This is a genomic window from Streptomyces sp. NBC_01244 (genome assembly GCF_035987325.1).
Lineage (GTDB): Bacteria > Actinomycetota > Actinomycetes > Streptomycetales > Streptomycetaceae > Streptomyces.
In genome coordinates, this window is the sequence record NZ_CP108488.1 from 7233092 (window position 1) to 7250364 (window position 17273).

Here is a 17273-nt window from a genome sequence, read left to right on the forward strand (position 1 = left end):
GGGTTCGTTCACTCTCTCGTCGTGGGGTGTCGGGGTGCGCACGGCCGGTCGTGGGTCAGCGGGCCGACTGGCGGCGGGCTCGGGCCTTCGCCGCCCGGTCCTGCTGCTGTGCCCGGCGTGCGGCCGCGCGTTCCCGGACCTCGCCGATCGTCTGCTCGACGGCCTCGTCCGGCCGGCCCTCGCCGTCGACCAGACGGGCCAGTCCGGCCACGGTGAGAGCCTCGTAGAGCTGTGCCATGGTGAGCGAGGCGCCGAGCGCGCTGTTGATCCTCGGTACGAGTTGGATCGCCACCAAGGAGTTGCCGCCGAGGTCGAAGAAGCTGTCCTGCACCCCGACCCGGTCGACTCCCAGCGCTTCCTGCCAGGCGGCGCAGATCCGCTGTTCGGTCTCCCCGCGCGGCGGCACGTACTGCGTGGCCACGTCGGGGCGCGGGCTCTGTCCCTCGCCGAGGATCTCGGACAGCCGGCCGTCGGCCCCGGCCGCGGTCGAAGGCAGCGTGAACGCGGTCGCGACCAGGACGTTGACGTCGGTGGGGGAGACGATCAGCTGGGGCTCGGCGGCGGAGGTCAATACGCGGTCCAGCGCGTCGAGCGCCTGGGCGGGGGGCATGCCCCGCTGGGCGACGTCCTCGGCCCGGAGCTTGGCCAGAGGCTCCGGGAGGCCGGCCTCGACGGCCATTCCCGCGTCCTGCCAGGGGCCCCAGTCGATCGTCACCACCCGGCGCCACGGGGTGCGGGACTGCGCGTACGCGTCCAGGAAGGCGTTCGCCGCGACGTAGTCGACCAGGCCGAGGTCGCCCACGTTGGCCGCGTTGGATCCGAACAGGCAGAGGAAGTCCGGTGCGTGCGGCGCCAGGGCTTCTTCGAGGTTGAGCGTGCCGCGCACCTTGGGGGCCAGCACCAGCGCGGCCTCCTCGGCCCGCTTCAGCTGGATGAGACCGCCACCACCCTTCCCCGCCGCGTGGAAGACCCCGTGCACCGCACCCCAGCGCGCGGCGATCCGGTCGACCGCGGTGTGCACGGCGTCGCGGTCGGTCACGTCCACCGGAAGGGTCATCACCTCGGTGCCGAGACCGAGCACGCGGAGGAGCCGCCTGACGGTCCGTGCCGTGCCCCGGCCGTACTGGTGCTCCGTCACTCCGGGCCACTCTTCCTGGGGCGGCAGCGGCGTGCGGGCGAGCAGGGCGATCCGTCGGCCTGGCGCCGCCAGGTGTTCGGCCAGTGCGAGACCGATACCGCCGGTCCCTCCGGTGATCACATACACGCCGTCCTCTCGGAGGACCGGCGGCTGTGAGGAGGCCGGGGGCAGTGGGGCGGGCACGTAGGTCTGGGTCCACCGGTAGGAGGCGCGGTAGGCGACCACGGCGTGCGCGGGCGGCACCGAGAACTCCTTCAGGAGGTTCTCCACGCCTTGCCGGACCGCCTCGGGGCCGTCCAGGACGAGGTCGACCGTCCGGCAGGCGATGTCGGGGTGCTCGCGGGGCGTTACCCGGCCCGGGCCGTTCAGCACGGCCTTGAGCGGCATCACGTCCTCGGCGCCCGTGACCTGGTGGAGTCCGTCCGCGACCAGCCACATCCGGCAGTCCGGCCGGCCGGAGACGCCGTTCAGCGCCTGGACCAGGGCGAGCGGGCCGTCGAAGGCCAGCCGGATCGCCTCCTGCTCCGTCAGGTCGGAGTACCCGGAGCCGGTCACGTTCCAGCAGTGCGCGATCCGGGTGGGTGCGGTGCCCCGCTGGTGCAGCTCGCGCAGCAGCCTCTCGTAGTGCTCGCGGCTGTCCGGGACGACCGTGTAGTGGTCGGGCCCGGTGGCCGACCACTCGTCGCCGGCCGCCACCGTGGTGACCGATGCGCCCAGCAACCTGAGACGGTCGGCCACCTGGGCCCCGAAGCCCAGGCCGTCGACCAGCACCAGCCAGCACTCTCCCGCGAACGAGGGGGTGGCACGCGGGGTGGCGCTCCGCTCCCAGGACGGGGCCTGGATCCAGTCGATGACCTCCGGCCGACGGGCGGCCGCGGGCGTGTCGCCCGGGTCGGTCTGACGCTCCAGCCAGTGCCTGCGGCGCTGGAACGGGTAGCCGGGCAGGACCACCCGGCGACTGGGCGCGCCCCGGTGCAGGCCCGCCCAGTCGGGTTCGAGGCCGGCGGACCAGAGCTGTCCGAGCGCCCGGCGCAGCGCATCGGTCGCCGACCGCCGGTCCCGGCGGTGCGGCAGTGAGGAGGTCACCGTCCGCGAGTCGCCGCTGGTGATCCGCCGGGCCAGGTTCCCCAGGATCTGGCCCGGGCCGACCTCAAGGAGCGCCAGGCCGGGCTCGGCCGCCAGAGTCCGTACCCCGGCGTCGAATTCCACCGGCGCCAACACGTGCTGCCCCCAGTACTGCGGGTCCTGGGCCTGTTCGTCGGTGATCCAGGTGCCGGTGACGTTGGAGACGAGCCGGATCGTCGGCGGCTTCCGGGGCACCGACGCGACCTCGGCGGTGAAGCGGGCCACCATCGGTTCCATGAGCGGTGAGTGGAAGGCGTGCGAAGTCGCCACCGGCCGGGCGGAGATCTCGCGGGCCGCCAAGGCGTCGGCGAAGGCGTCGACGGCCGAAGGCGGGCCGGATACCACGCAGTCCTTCGGGCCGTTGTGGGCCGCGAACGACAGCTCGGCCGGGAGAATAGCGGACAGCGCCGCCCGGTCGGCGTCGACGCTGAGCATCTTCCCTGCGGCCTGGCTCTGCATCAGCGCGCCCCGCAGGCAGACCAGACGGAGCGCGTCGGCCAGGGTGAAGACACCGGCCAGGCACGCTGCCACCAACTCCCCGAGGCTGTGGCCGATCAGGGCCTGGGGCCGGACTCCCCAGGAGATCCACAGCCGGCTCAGCGCGTATTCGAGCACGAACAGCGCGGGCTGTGCCGCGGCGGTCCGGTCGAGCGCGGCAGCCGCCTCGGCGGAGGTGTCGGACCCGAGTATGAGGTCAAGGAAGCCCGTGTCGAGGCCTGCCCGGCCGAGTTCGTCACGGCACGTGTCCACGGTGTCCCGGAACACCGGTTCGCCCGCGTAGAGTTCGCGGGCCATGCCCGGGTGCTGGCTGCCCTGCCCGCTGAGCAGGAAGGCCACGCCCGTTGCCGGTGTGCGGCACTCCCCGGTGGTCACCTGGGACGGGTTCCTCGACTCCAGCGCGGCGGCGATCGACTGTGCGTCGGCGCCGACGACGGCGCGTCGGAACGGGAACTGGTGCCGGCCCACGGCCGCGGTGTAGGCGACGTCGGCCAACGACCCGTTGCCGCGGCGCAGGTGGCCGGCGAACGCGTCGGTGAGCTGTTCGAGTGCCTGCGGGTTCCGGGCACTGAGGACCAGGAGCTGCGGGTCCTCGTTCGGGCTCTCCGGCCTGCGGGCGTGGTCCGTCTCGGCGGGTGCCTCCTGCACGACGACATGGGCGTTGGTGCCGCCGAAGCCGAAGGCACTGACCCCGGCCGTCCGGGGCCTGGCGCCCCGCGGCCACGGACCGGCCTCCATCTGGAGCCGGAACGGGCTTTCGTCCAGCCGGAGGGCGGGGTTGGGCGCCTCGACGTTCAGAGTCCGGGGAAGGGTCTCGTTCCGCAGGGCGAGGACCGTCTTGATGAGACCGGCGACGCCGGCCGCGGCGTCCAGGTGGCCGATGTTGGACTTGAGGGAACCCAGCGCCACACTGCCGCGGTCCACCCCGCGGTACGCCGTGGTCAGCGCCCGGATCTCGATTGGGTCACCGAGCGCGGTGCCGGTGCCGTGGGCCTCGACGTAGTCGATGTCGGTGGCTGCCAGACCGGCGTCCCGCAGCGCGTCGCCGACCACTCGGGCCTGCCCGGCGACCGTGGGTGCCGTGAAGCCGACCTTGACGGCTCCGTCGTTGTTGACGGCGGAGCCCTTGAGCACGGCGTGCACGGTGTCACCGTCCTTGAGCGCCTCGTCGAGGCGCTTGAGGACGACCACTCCGGCACCGCTGCCGAACACCGTCCCGGCCGCGGCGTGGTCGAACGGCCGGCAGTGGCCGTCCGGGGACTGGAAGGAACCCTCCTGGTGGAGGTATCCCCGCTTCTGGTCCAGGTTGAGGAACACGCCGCCGGCCAGGGCCAGGTCGCACTCCCCGTTCCGTAGGGCCCGACCGGCCAGGTGCACGGTGACCAGCGAGGTCGAGCACGCGGTACGCAGCGAGACGCTCGGCCCGCGAAGGTCCAGCTTGTAGGAGACGCGGGTCGCCAGGAAGCTCAGCTCGTTCCCGAGCAGGATCTGGGTGCCGCCGACGGCGTCCACCACGCGCGGGTTGGAGTGCACGTTCGCGAGGTAGTTGTTGATGCCGGCACCGGCGAACACCCCGACGTTCCCGTCGATGCGCGCCGGATCGTACCCGGAGTGTTCGAGGGCGTGCCAGGCCGTTTCGAGGAACACCCGGTGCTGGGGGTCCATCGTCTCCGCCTCGCGCGCGGTGTATCCGAAGAACTCCGCGTCGAAGGACTCCAGATCGGCCAGGAAGGCTCCCGCCCGTACGTGGTTCGGCTGGGTCACGTGCTCGGGGGGCGCTCCCTCGGCGAGGACCTCCTCCTGGCTGAAGAACGTCACGCTCTCGACGCCGTTGCGCAGGTTGGACCAGAACTCGTCCAGGCCCCGAGCCCCGGGGAACCGCCCGGCCATGCCGATGATCGCGATGTCGTCTTCCCGGCTCACCGACTGGCTCCGTCCTGTGCCGCGGGCACCCGACTGCGGCCGGTGAGGTTGACCAGAACGGTCTCGTCACCGCGGAGCAGTCCGGCGGCGACCTGGTCGCGCAGCGCCGCGATCGTCGCCGCCGCCGCGTGGCAGACGTCCAGACCCTCCAGGTCCAGGAGCAGCCGGCGGGCTTCGACCAGCGAGCTGCTCGGGACGTCCACGATGGAGCCGCCCGTGGTGGTGGCGATGTCGTGCAGGTAGGGGTAGTACGGTGCGCCGTCGCCGAGCAGGATGGCCGTGGCGAGCCCCTCGGGCTGCTCGATCCGGTCCGCGGGGCCCAGTTCGGTCCGCCCCTCCCGCCAGCCGTTCGCGGAGGGGGCGCAGGAACGCTCCTGCACCATCAGGAACGCGGGCATCCGGTCGACGAGTCCGAGCTGCTGGTACTCGCGAAGGCCCTTGTGTGCGGCCAGGATCCCCATGCCGCTGCTGACCGCCTGCACGATGACGTCGGGTGTCCGGCCCATCTGGTCGACGGCTTCCAGGTACGCCAGCTTGAGGCCCTCACGGCGGGCCCAGTTGAAGAAGCCCGGGTCCAGGTGGAGGCGTTCGTCCTCGGCGAACTCCCGGGCGCGCGCCGACGCCTGCACGTAGCTGCCCTCCACCGTGGTCAGCGTGGTCCGCTCGTCGTCGGGTACGTCGTGGTTCGGGAAGAAGCGGTCCCCGCAGAAGAAGTGGGCCCGGGTGCCGGGGTCCCGGAGCACCGCCCGGGCCAACGCGGTCGAGCTGTTCCCGGTGCTCGACGCGACGAACTCCTTGATCCCGAACTGCCGGTAGACGGCGAGCACGGTTCCGGCGAGCCGGTCCTTGGTGGTGCCGGTCGGCTGCTGCGACTCGTCCTTGATCCACAGGTCGGACAGGCCGATGGCGGCGCCGAGCCCGGTGGCCCGGCGGCAGGGCGTCCGGATGGTGATGCCGTTATCCAGGAAATCGGGCGAGCTCAGCGGCAGCAGGTCGAAGTAGACCTGCTCCGGAGCGGTGTGTTCGCGCCGTTCGAACCGGTCCAGCCGGTACCTGGGTTCGAGAGCGCCGTCGCAGTCCGGACATCGGAAGACCGGCGCCGGTTCGAGCCGGCAGTCACAACGGGTACAGGCGAGGACGAATTTCCTGCCCGTTCCGGGCTCCTGGGTTCCTGTTTCCTGCATGGCACATGTTCCTTAGTGATGTTCAAGAATCGGTTCGGACGGAGGCGTCGCGGTGGCGGCCTCAGCTCACCCGGTCGACGTCGTGGGATTCCGGGCTTCCGTTCCACGAGCGCCACAGCGCGGCATAGGCGCCGTCTTCGGCCAGCAGGGCGTCATGGCTGCCGAGTTCGACGATCCGTCCCGCGTCGACGACCGCCACCCGGTCCGCGTCGTACGCCGTCTGCAGACGGTGGGCGATCGTGATCACGGTGCGGTCCGCGCGCACGGCGGCCATCGCCTGTTCCGTGCGCCGTGCGGTACCCGGGTCGAGCAGGGCGGTCGCCTCGTCGAGGACGAGTGTGTGCGGATCCGCCAGTTCGACCCGGGCGAGGGACAGCTGCTGTGCCCGGGCCGGGTCCAGGGAGAGCGCGCCGGGGCCGAACCGGGTGTCCAGCCCCTCCGGGAGCTCGTCCACCCAGTCCGCGCCGACCAGCGCGAGCGCGGCGAGCAGCCGCTCGTCCCCGGCGTCCGGGGCGGCCATGGACAGGTTGTCCCGGAGCGTCCCCATGAACACGTGGTGTTCCTGGGTGACCAGGACGATCCGGCCGCCCAGCTCGTTGGAGGCGGCGAGGCCCGCGACCGGGACACCACCGACGAGGACGCTGCCGGTGCGCGGAGCGTCCATGCCGGCGATGAGTCGGCCGAGGGTGGACTTCCCCGCCCCAGACGGCCCCACCAAGGCGAGCCGCTCGCCGGGGCGGATCGACAGGCTGACGTCCGTCAGCACGTCGTGCCCCTCGACGTACGCGTAGCGCACGTCCTTCAGCTCGATCCCGTCCCCGGCCGGCTCTGGAACCCGGACGGTTTCGGCCTGGGCCGCGGCGGAGATGCCCTTGATCCGGGCGAGCGAGGCGCCGTTGCCCTGGAAGTCCTCCAGGAGGGAGAGGATGCGGTTGAGCGGGTCGACGAGCTGCCACATGTAGAGCGTGCAGGCCACCACGACGCCGAGCTCGACGTTCCCGTGCAGGTAGGCGGTCCCGCCGGCGAGCAGGGTGGCGGTGATGGGCAGGAAGTGGGCGAACTCGACGGCGGGGAAGAGGACGGAGCGCAGGAAGAGGGTGTGGCGCGAGGCGCGGTAGGCCGTGTCGAGCGCCCGCTCCGCAGCCTCGACCCGCTGGGCTTCCAGCCCGAAGACCTCGACGGTACGGCCGCCCTGCGCCGTGGTCGAGAGGATCTCGGTCACCTCTGAGGCCACCGCGCCCTGCGCGAGGTACCCCGTCCTGGCCCGGGCCAGGTACCAGCGGCTCGCCCAGACGATGACCGGCAGGCCTGCCAGGGCGCAAAGGCCGAGGAGTGGCTGGAGCAGGAACACCGCGCCGTAGATGAAGAGCACTTGGACCACGGCCATGGCCATGCCGGGCACAGCGTCCCGTAGCGTGCTCGCGACCGTCGTCACGTCCATGGAGGCCCGCGTCAGCAGGTCTCCCTTGCCGACCTGGTCGACGATTCGAGCGGGCAGTGCGAGGGCCCGGTCGATGACCTCCTCACGCAGTCGGGCGAGTGCCCGTTCGGCGAGCCGGTGGGCCTGGTTGTGCGCGAACCTGCTGAAGACCAACTGGGCGAGCGCGGCGGCGACCGCGCAGCCGGCGAGCACGTCGATCCGCGAGACGGAGGCGAGTCCGGTCTGCACTTCGGTGGTGATCCGGCCTAGCAGCCAAGGCCCGGCCAGCCCGGCGGCGGCGGCGAGACATATCAGCAGGACGGCACGGATGACGGCCCACAGGTCCGATCGCACCAGGTCGAGACAGGCGCGACGGACAGTGGGGGCGTCCGCGACTGGCAGGTGCGTGGAGTCATCGGGGGCGCTCATCGGTCGGCTCCAGTCGTCAGTCGCTTGATCGGGGAGGGGGCCTCGTCGTTCTCGGCCCCCCGCATGGTCAGGGCGCGGTAGTTTGGTTGGGAGGCCAGCAGTTCGCTGTGCGTCCCGACCGCGACCACTTTGCCGTCGACCAGGTACGAGACCTGTGCGGCTTGGTTGAGCATCAGGGGGGAGGTGCTGACGACGAGTGTGGTCGCTTCGCGGCGGGCCGTGCGCAGCCGCTCGGCCACCACGGCCTCCGTGTGCGCGTCGAGGGCGGAGGTCGGCTCGACGAGCAGCAGCACCTCGGGGTCGGCCAGCAGTGCCCGGACCAGGCGCAGGCGTTGGGCCTGACCACCGGAGAAGTTGCGGGCCCCGTCGTCGAGCCGGGCGGACAGCCCGCCGGGTTCGAGGTCGAGGATATCCGTGGCCGCCGCGGTGTGAACAGCCGCGGTGATCTCCTCCGGCGACAGCTCAGGGCGTACCCGCACCGCGCTGCCGATGGTCCCGGAGAACAGGTGGGCGTCGTTGTCGGCCGGCATGATCCGCCGACGCACCTCGGCCAGGTCGATCGCGGACAGCGGCACACCGCCCCAGGTCGCGTCGGACTCGGTGAACCGGGCGATCCGGTCGACCACGGCGCGGGCCTCGTCCAACCGGGCGGACACCAGTGCCGACATCTGCCCGGAGGGCAAATCGAGCCCGGAGGCGGGGTCGTGCAGGACCGCCGGTCCGGCCGGGGCGGGCCGATCGCCGCCGTTCTCGATCACGGGCGCGAGAGACAGGATACCGATCACGCGGCGGGCGGCCACCAGACCGCGGGGCAGGTCGCCGGCCCCCTCGATGAAGAACGCGACCGGCACCAGGAGCGCGGCGACGTAGCCGTACACGGCCACCATGCCGCCGATGCTGATGGAGCCGTCCGCTGCCATCCGGGCGCTGATCCAGGTGACCGCGGCCAGGAAGACCAGCGGGAGGCCGGCCCCGAAGCCCTGGACCCAGGTGGTGAAGCCGGCCACGCGGTAGGCGTCCGGCAGCAGCGCCTGCGACTGGTCGCGGAACCGCTTGTTGAAGGTCGCCTTGCCTCCGAGGCCGCCGAGCACGCCGAGGCCCGAGACTATGTCGCCCATCCGCGCGGTCAGTTGCGCCTGGCGGTCCCGGTAGTCCCCCTCCGCGCCGTGCAGTTTGCCGAGCAGCGGTCCCACCGTCACCGCCAGCAGTGGGACGCCGAGCAGCACGACGGCGGCCAGGACGCCCGAGATGGTGGAGAGCAGAACGGCGGTGATCGCGTACGCGAGGACCGAGCCGACGCCCGGGCCGGCGATGGTCAGCGTCATGGCGATCCGGATCGTGTCCCCGGTCTGCAGCTGGGCCAGCTCACCGGTGGACACCCGTTGCGGCAGGACGGCGCCGAGCCGTGCCACCTGACGGACGAGTAGCTGAGTGGTCCGGTAGGAGCCGTCCACCCGTACCAGGGTCATGGTTCGGTGCCGCAGGATGCCAAGCCAGGCGATGCCTGCGCCGGTGACCAGGGTTGCCGCAGCCCACAGCAGGAGCGCGTCGGTGTCCCGCTTCCCCAGCCCTTGGTCGATGGCCTGTTGCAGGAAGTAGGGAGGCAGCATGAGCGCGCACATCCACAGCGTGCTCCACAGGGAGCCGAGCAGGACCCGTCCGCGCTGCATCCTGACCAGCCACCACAGGTAGTGCCAGGGGCTGCGGCACTCGGGGTCTCCCGGGTCTGTGTACGGCACCCGGTGGTCGTGGGTGTACCGCTTGAGTCCGTCGGTGGACTGCCGAGCATGGTCCGTGATGGTCATCAGTCTGTTTCCTCAGGTTGGGTCCGGCAAAACTCGGCCGCCTGTGGGCGGCGGTCGGGCGCGTCGGTCGAGCGGAGCGCCGCGGCGAGCTCACGCGGTGTGGCGTGGCGCATCAGCAGCCGCAATGAGACGTTGGCGAAGCCCTCGTCACGGAGCGCGCCGACGATGGTCACGGCGGCGATCGAGTCGCCCCCGGCGTCGTAGAAGTCGTCGTCCGGCCCAACCGGAAGTCCCAGGACCTCCGACCAGATCCGCCCGACCAGCCCGGTCACGCCGCCGTCCTGATCTTCCGTGCCCGGCGCGCGGTCCGCGGCCGGTCCGCCGGAGCGGGGGAGCGGCAGGGCTGACACGTCCAGCTTGCCGTTGACGGTAACCGGCAGCCGGGGGAGGGCCGTGCAGGTCGCGGGCACCATGTAAGTCGGCAGCACGCGGGCCGTGCCGCGTCGCACGGTGTCGGCGTCGCCACCGTTGAGTACCACGTAGGCGTCGAGCCGGTGGGCTGGCAAACCGCCGTCACCGGCCGCCCGGACGACCACGGCGGCAGCGGTGACGTGCGGCTGCTCCAGCAACACCGCGCGGATCTCGTTCAGCTCGATCCGGAACCCGCGCACCTTGACCTGCGAGTCGATCCGGCCCAGGTGGTCGATCGTGCCGTCCGGGCGCAGCCGGCCGAGGTCTCCGCTGCGGTAGCACCGGTCCCCCGCGGAGCCGCTGTCTGGAGGGAAGCGTTCGGAGGTCAGTTCGGGGCGGTTGAGATAGCCCTCGGCCAGGCCCGCTCCGCCGACCAGGATCTCGCCCGCGACGCCGGGCGGAAGAGTCCGGCCGTGGTCGTCGACGATCCTGACCGACCAGCCGGGAAGCGGTCGGCCGACCGACCTGGTTGCACGCGCCGCGTTCTCCGGCGTGAGCGTCCCGGCAGTGACGTGCACCGTAGTTTCGGTGATCCCGTACATGTTGACCATCCGGCAGGTCCGCGCCGGATGACGCTCGAACCAGGGCAGGAGCACCTGGGCGTCCAGCGGCTCACCACCGAAGACGACCAGCCTCAGTGCCAGGTCGGCGGGGTTCCGGCGGTCCGCCTCGGCCAACTGGGCGAAGGCCGACGGGGTCTGGTTGAGCACCGATACCCGCTCCTCGGCAAGCAGCCCGAGAAACGCCTCCGGGTCACGCGAGACCGGATGGGTGACGACGACCAGACGCCCGCCGGTGAGTAGGCAGCCCCAGATCTCCCAGACGGAGAAGTCGAAGGCGATGGAGTGGAAGAACGTCCAGACGTCCGCCGGGCCGAAGCCGTACTCGTCCCTGGTCGCGGCGACCAGGGACAGCACGCTGCGGTGGCGGACGACGACGCCCTTCGGTCGGCCGGTGGAGCCGGAGGTGTAGATGACGTACGCGCCGTCTTCCGGTCGCGGCGCGCCTCCCGTGTCCGGCGCCGCCGTCCGGTCGGCCTCGGTCGCCAGCTCCTGCGGACGGGCGTACGGCAGGCCGGCCGGAGCCGGGAAGTTGTCCCGGTCGGTCAGGACGAGGACGAGGCCCGCGTCGTCGGCCGAGTAACGCAGGCGCTCGGCCGGGTAGCCCGGGTCCAGGGGGACGTAGCAGGCGCCGGCTTTGAGGACGGCCAGCACTCCGACCACCAGTTCCACCCCGCGCTCCAGGCAGAGTCCGACCCGGTCGCCCGGGCGGACGCCCGCGGCCCGGAGGCCTCGCGCCAGGCGGTCCGCCGATCTCCGCAGCTCGGCGTAGGTCAGCGAGGTCGTGGCATCGCAGACCGCCACCGCGCCGGGGTGGGCCATGGCGACCGCGTCGAAGGCGGTCGGCAAGGAGGCCTCCGCCCACGCCGGGAGCGGCTCCCCCTGCCCGAGCGCGCGTACGGCGGTCTCCTCGGCGTGGTCGAGCAGCCGGAGCTCGTCGACGGTGGTGTCCGGTGCGGAGACGGCGTCCTGGTGGGCCCGGATGACGTGGCCCGCCCACTGGTGAGCCATGGCTGCCTGCAACACCCTTGGTTCGTAGCGGACTTGCAGCCGGGGCTCGTGCTCCGTGCCGGTGTAGGGCCGCAGCACCAGAGCGGGGGCAACGGTGACCGGGGAGGAGACGGCGAAGGCGCCACCGTGCCGCCGGACGAGATCCAGCACGGGCCGTGCGGCCTCGGTGTAGCGCTGTGCGACGGCGCTCAGCCGGTCGGCGGCGTCGGCCACGCCGTCCGGGCAGCGCACCGGCTCGGCCGGTCCGCCGTCGGGACCGGGAAGCAGGTGCACCACGGGCCGGGCCTCCGGGTTGTACCGGTGCAGCACGGCGGCGAGCGCCGCGAACCAGGCCGCGGGGTCGACGGAGGTACCCGGCGGCAGAGCCAGGTCGTGGACGTCCGCGGGGCCGGCCGCCTCGGTGTCGCCCAGGCCCCAGCTGAGGGGGCAGTCGGCCGCCGTGCCGCGGTTGGCGGATCCGAGGGCGGAGCTCATCGGTTCTCCCGGGTGGCGGCCGGCGCGGTCGATGCGAGGAGCAGTCGCAACAGGTCGGGTGCCTGCTCCGTCAGGTACATGTGGCCGCCGGGGAGTTCGACGGAGTCGAAGCCCTCGCTGGTGGCAGCCGCCCAGCCGAGCACGTCGGTCGCGCTGACGAGCTCGTCGTCCGTGCCGCGGATCGCGGTGATCGGTACCGAGATCCGCTCGGCCGGGTCGTGACGGTAGTTCTCGTACATCTCCACGTCCGCGCGGAGGGTTGGGAGGATGAGCTTCCGCATCTCCGGGTCGGCCAGCGCGGGGTGGCGGTAGCCCGCGAAATCCTCGACGCGGGCGAGGAAGTCCGCTGCGGGCAGCCCGGTGGCGCGGTGTGGTGGCGGCACCTCCGGGCCCCGGGCGCCGCTGACGAACAGGCGGACGACCTCGGTCCCGGTCTCGGCGAGCAGCGCACGGGCCAGGGCGTAGGCGAGCACACCGCCGCTGCTGTGACCGAAGACCGCCACCCGGGTGCCGGCCACTCGCTCGGCGGTCTCGGCCAGCACGAAGCGGACGGCCTCCGCGACCTCGTGCACTGGAGCCGCCTCGATCAGCCGCTCCCGTCCGGGCAGGAGCACCGGGACCACCTCGATACCGGGCACGGCCAGCCTCCGCCACGGGCGGAAGAACGCGGTGCCCGCCCCGGCGAAAGGGCAGCAGATGATTGACAGCATGGATCCCACGGTTTTCTCGATCTCTCCTTGGACGGTGGCACCGAACCGGGCCGGCTCTGCGGAGTCAGGCGACCGCACTCTCGGTCACCTCACTCAGTCTCAGCTCGGGGTTCCTCGCCACGGATTCGAGCACTCGTGCGTACCGTCCGAGGAGCTCCTGCGCCGTGCCGGCACTGACGAGGTCGACCGCGTAGGTCAGGTTGATGTCCACCTCACCCTGGTGGGCGCCGGCCTGGGGCTGGTCGATGACCTCGAAGCGGACGGGAAAGCGCGCGAAGTCGTCCGGAACGTTGCCGAGGTCGACGGTGAGCCCGGGCAGCCTGATGGCCGGGGCACGATTGTTCTGGAAGGCGAGCATCACCTGGAAGAAGGGGATCCGCCCGATGTCACGGGCCGGGTTGAGAGCCTGGACGAGATGGTCGAAGGGGACGTCCTGGTGGGCGTAGGCCGCGGTGTCCGTGCTACTGACCCGGCCGAGCAACTCCCGGAAGGTGGGGTCGCCCGAGGTGTCGGTCCGTAGCACCAGGGTGTTGACGAAGAAGCCGACCAGGTGTTCCAAGGCGTCGTCGGTCCGGCCCGCCACCGCCGTGCCGACGGCCAGGTCGGTGCCGTGCCCGGAGCCCGTGAGGACTGCCAGCAGAGCGGCGTGGAACACCATGAACGGGCTGACGCCGGCGTCGCGGGCCAGACCGCGCAGGGCAGACCCGGCGACGGCGCCGATCCGGGTCCGGACGGTCACGCCCAAGGGCAGCTCCGAGCTGAGCCGGCCCGGCGGCCACTGCTCCGGGAGGCCCGCCAGCTCGCGCTGCCAGAACCGGACCTGCCGGCTGGTCTCGCTGTCCGGATCGGCCGGGTCCCCGAGCAGGCGCCGATGCCAGAGCGTGTAGTCGGCGTACTGCACCGTCAGGGCGGGCACGGCCGGTGCGTCGCCCGCGCTGCGTGCCGCGTAGGCCGCGGCCGTGTCGCGAGCCAGTGGCACCAGCGACCACCCGTCGCAGGCGATGTGGTGGACGGTGAGCAGCAGTACGTGACGCCGTGCGCCGATCCGGAAGAGGTGGGCGGTGAGCGGCGAGTCGAAGGTCAGGTCGAACGGCTTGCGCGAGGCCGATGCCAGCTCGGCGGTCAGCTCCTGCTCGGTGACGGCGGTCACCGGTAGCTCGACCGGGCTCTCCTCGGGGTCGAGGACGATCTGCTGCGGGGTGCCGTCCCAGTCCGGGTACACGGTGCGCAGGCTCTCGTGCCCGGCCACCAGGTCGTTCAGGGCGAGCTCCAACGCGGCAACGTTCAGCTCGCCGTCCAGCCGGATGGCGGCGGAGAGGCTCTCGCCGCCGCGCGAACCGTGGAGCCGGTTTAGGAACCACAGCCGCTGCTGCACCGGACTGAGCGGGATCACCTCCGGGCGGTTCTCAGGGCGCAGGGTGGGCCGGACGCGGCCCGATCCGGACTCCAGACGCAGGGCGAGCTGGGCGGTGGTCGGAGCCTCGAACACGGTCCGCAGGTCCACCTCGACCCCGAGCTCCGCGCGGATCCGGCTGACCAGCCGGGTGGCCAGCAGCGAGTGCCCGCCCAGGTCGAAGAACGAGTCCTCCGCGGTGACCTGACCGAGGCCGAGCACCCGGGCGAACACGCGGCAGAGCACCTCCTCGGTACGACCACGCGGAGCCCGGCCCCGTGAGAGTGCCCCGAAGTCCGCGGTCGGCAGCGCATCACGGTCGATCTTGCCGCTCGGGGTCATCGGGATCGCGTCCACGGGAACCACCATCGATGGCACCATGTGCTCCGGCAGCTGCCGCCGCACCGCGTCCCGCAGCTCCGACGGGACCGGATCCGGCCCGTCGTCGGCGGCAGTGACGAACGCGACAAGGCGCCGTTCGCCGTGCTGGTCGAGCTGGTCCACCACCACTGCGTGGCCGACCAGCGGGTGTGCGCCGAGCACCGCTTCGACCTCGCCGGGCTCGACCCGCACGCCGCGGATCTTCACCTGGCGGTCGGCGCGTCCGTGGTACTCGAGGCTGCCGTCCGCGCGGCGGCGGACCAGGTCGCCGGTTCGGTACATGCGCTCGCCGCCCGGGCTGAAGGGGCAGTCCAGGAAACGCTCGGCCGTCAGCGAGGGCTGGCCCAGGTAGCCCTCGGCCAGGCCCGCACCGGCGAGGTAGAGCTCGCCGGTCACACCGTCCGGCAGCAGACGCCGCCAAGAGTCCAGGACGAGAGCCCGGGTGTTCCAGATCGGGTGCCCCAGGGCGACGTCGGTTTGAGCGTCGCAGACCGAGAACAGGCTGTCCGCGCACGCCTCGGACGCGCCGTAGAAGTTGACCAGCCGGGAGCCCGGGAGCAGCCTCGTGAAACGTGCCACCAGGTCTGCGGGCAGCGCTTCGCCACTGGAGATCCAAAGCCGGCAGGACGTCAGATCGGCGTCCCGGGAATCGGCGTCGTCCAGGATCGCCCTCAGCAGACTGGGCACGACCGTGATGCGGTTCTCGCCGAGCTGCCCAATCAGGTCGACCAGAGCACTCGCACTGCGCGCCGTGGCGTCGTCGACGAGAGCCAGCCGCGCGCCCGCGATCAGCGCGCTCAGCAGCTCCATGGAGCCGTCGACGAAGCTCAGAGTGGTCTTCGCCACCATGGTCTCGTCAGGCCGGAAGCCGAACTCGGTGGTGTACCAGGCGATCCGGTTGAGCACGGCGCGATGGCTCGCGACCACACCCTTGGGGCGGCCGGTCGAGCCGGAGGTGTAGATGATCGACGCGGCCTCGTCGGCCGCCCGGCTGGTGACCGGGGCTTCTCCGCTGAGATCGGCGTCAGACCTGCCCGCCACCGCTGCCGTGAAGCCGTCCGGGACACCGGGGACGGCCAGGACGGCGGCGGCGCCGCCCCAGGGAGTCCGGTCGGCTCCCTCGGTGGCGATCACCACGGTCGGCGCGGCGTCCTCCATCATGAAGCGGATTCGGTGAGCCGGCAGGCCCGGGTCCATCGGCACGTAGGCGGCGCCGCTCTTCAGCACCGCGACCAGGGCGACGACCAGGTCGGCCGATCTGGGCAGCAGCAGTGCGACGCGTCGGCCCACGCCGGCCCCCGCCTCGACGAGCTTCCGGGCCAACCGGTTGGCTCGGGAGTTGAGTTCGCGGTAGGTGACCTGCTGAGCACTGAACTGCAGCGCCACCGCGTCCGGAGTCCGGGCCACCTGGCGCTCGAACTCGTCGGCCAGGGTGCCCGGCGGCACCGGGCGGGTCTCGCCGTCGCCTGCGGCGACGAGCTGTGCGCGTTCCTCGGCCGACAGCCCGTCCACCTCTGCCACCGTACGGGCGGTGCCCTCGGCGACCACGGTGGCCATCCGGACCAGCCGCCGGGCCCAGGTGTCCATGTCGTCTGCGGAGAGGAAGCCCGGTCGGTGGGTGAGCCGGAGTTCCATGCTGGTGCCCGGCACCACCGTGAGGCTCAGGGGATAGTGCGTCGAATCCTGGATGTCCGCGTTCACCAGCCGCAGTCCCGGAGCGAGTTCGTCTCCCGCTGCGGCGTTCACCGGGTAGTTCTCGAAGGCGATCACGGTGTCGAACAGGGTCGGCCTGGCCAGTGCCCGTTGCAGGGCCGCCAGGTCGGCGTGGTGGTGGGGGAGCAGGTCGGCCTGCACTTGGTGCAGGCGTGCGAAGTAGTCGCGCAGCGGCTCGTCGGCCTGGAGCCGCACCGGCAGTGGCACGGTGTTGGCCAGCAGGCCGACGAGGGACTGCACTCCGGGCAGGTCGGGTGAACGCCCGGAGACCACCGTTCCCAGTACGACCTCCTCGCTGTTGGTGAGCCGCGCGAGGAACAGCGCCCAGATGCCCTGCACCACCGTGTTCAGCGTGGTTTGGCAATTGCGCGCGATCTCACCGAGCGCGGCCGTCGGGCCGGCGGGAATCCGTACGGTGACGGTCTCGGGGCGTTCGGGCACCACGACGCCCGCGAGGTCGGGTGCAACCAGGCCCGGCTCGACGCCGGACAGCGCCGCCTGCCAGGCGGCCAGGGCGGTGTCGGTGTCCTGGCTGCCCAGCCACTGGTGGTAGGCGAGATACGGGGCGGCCGACGGCAACGCTCCGACGTCGCCCTTCTGGCTGTACGCGTGGAAGACCTCCTGCACCAGGAGGGGGTAGGACCAACCGTCGAGTACCAGGTGATGGTTGGTCAGGACGAGGGTGTGCTCCGAGCCGCCGTTGCGGATCAGGAGGAAGCGCAGCAGCGGCGGCCGCGCGAGGTCGAACGGCCGCGCCCGCTCAGTGGCGAGCAGGGCCCGCCGCCGGGCGGCCCGGCTGTTCTCGTTCAGGTCGCTGAGGTCCTCCTCGGACCAGGGCGCGTCGGCACCCCGCACGACGAACTGGATCGGGTCACCGTCGGGCCGGCCGCGGAAGCCGGCCCGCAGCGCCTGGTGCCGTGCCACGACGACGGCGCAGGCCCGCCTGAGGAGCGCCGTGTCCAGCGGGCCGGACAGGTCCAGGGTGAGCTGCGCGGTGTAGACGTCCGCGGCCCGGTCGGCGACGCGGGCGTGGAAGTAGAGCCCCGATTGCAGTGGGGTGAGCGGGTAGATCTGCTCCAGTGTGGATGAACGCATGAC

Annotated in this window: 7 protein-coding genes; all 7 read right to left on the reverse strand. The window is 72.0% G+C overall.

Features of this window, described 5'->3' with window-relative positions; all coding sequences use genetic code 11:
- Positions 1 to 55 precede the first annotated feature (55 nt).
- On the reverse strand, positions 56 to 4684 hold the full coding sequence (locus OG247_RS32525) for a type I polyketide synthase (RefSeq protein ID WP_327255533.1): 4629 nt from the start codon (positions 4682 to 4684) through the stop codon (positions 56 to 58).
- The gene (locus OG247_RS32530; protein WP_327255534.1) at positions 4681 to 5868 is read right to left on the reverse strand and encodes a threonine synthase; all 1188 of its coding nucleotides are present in this window, start codon (positions 5866 to 5868) and stop codon (positions 4681 to 4683) included. Before OG247_RS32530 ends, OG247_RS32525 begins: the two co-directional genes overlap by 4 nt.
- Positions 5869 to 5929: 61 nt before the next feature.
- Positions 5930 to 7717, reverse strand: a complete 1788-nt coding sequence (locus tag OG247_RS32535; RefSeq protein WP_327255535.1) for an ABC transporter ATP-binding protein — start codon at positions 7715 to 7717, stop codon at positions 5930 to 5932.
- Positions 7714 to 9522 (reverse strand): ABC transporter ATP-binding protein, encoded by a 1809-nt coding sequence (locus OG247_RS32540; RefSeq protein WP_327255536.1) that lies wholly within the window; start codon positions 9520 to 9522, stop codon positions 7714 to 7716. Before OG247_RS32540 ends, OG247_RS32535 begins: the two co-directional genes overlap by 4 nt.
- The gene (locus tag OG247_RS32545; protein WP_327255537.1) at positions 9522 to 11978 is read right to left on the reverse strand and encodes an amino acid adenylation domain-containing protein; all 2457 of its coding nucleotides are present in this window, start codon (positions 11976 to 11978) and stop codon (positions 9522 to 9524) included. The genes OG247_RS32540 and OG247_RS32545 overlap by 1 nt, the downstream gene beginning before the upstream one ends.
- Positions 11975 to 12688, reverse strand: coding sequence for a thioesterase II family protein (locus OG247_RS32550; protein WP_327255538.1), 714 nt, complete (start codon positions 12686 to 12688; stop codon positions 11975 to 11977). The genes OG247_RS32545 and OG247_RS32550 overlap by 4 nt, the downstream gene beginning before the upstream one ends.
- Positions 12689 to 12752: 64 nt before the next feature.
- Entirely contained in the window at positions 12753 to 17270 is a 4518-nt protein-coding gene (locus OG247_RS32555) for a non-ribosomal peptide synthetase (RefSeq protein ID WP_327255539.1), read from the reverse strand.
- Positions 17271 to 17273 lie beyond the last annotated feature (3 nt).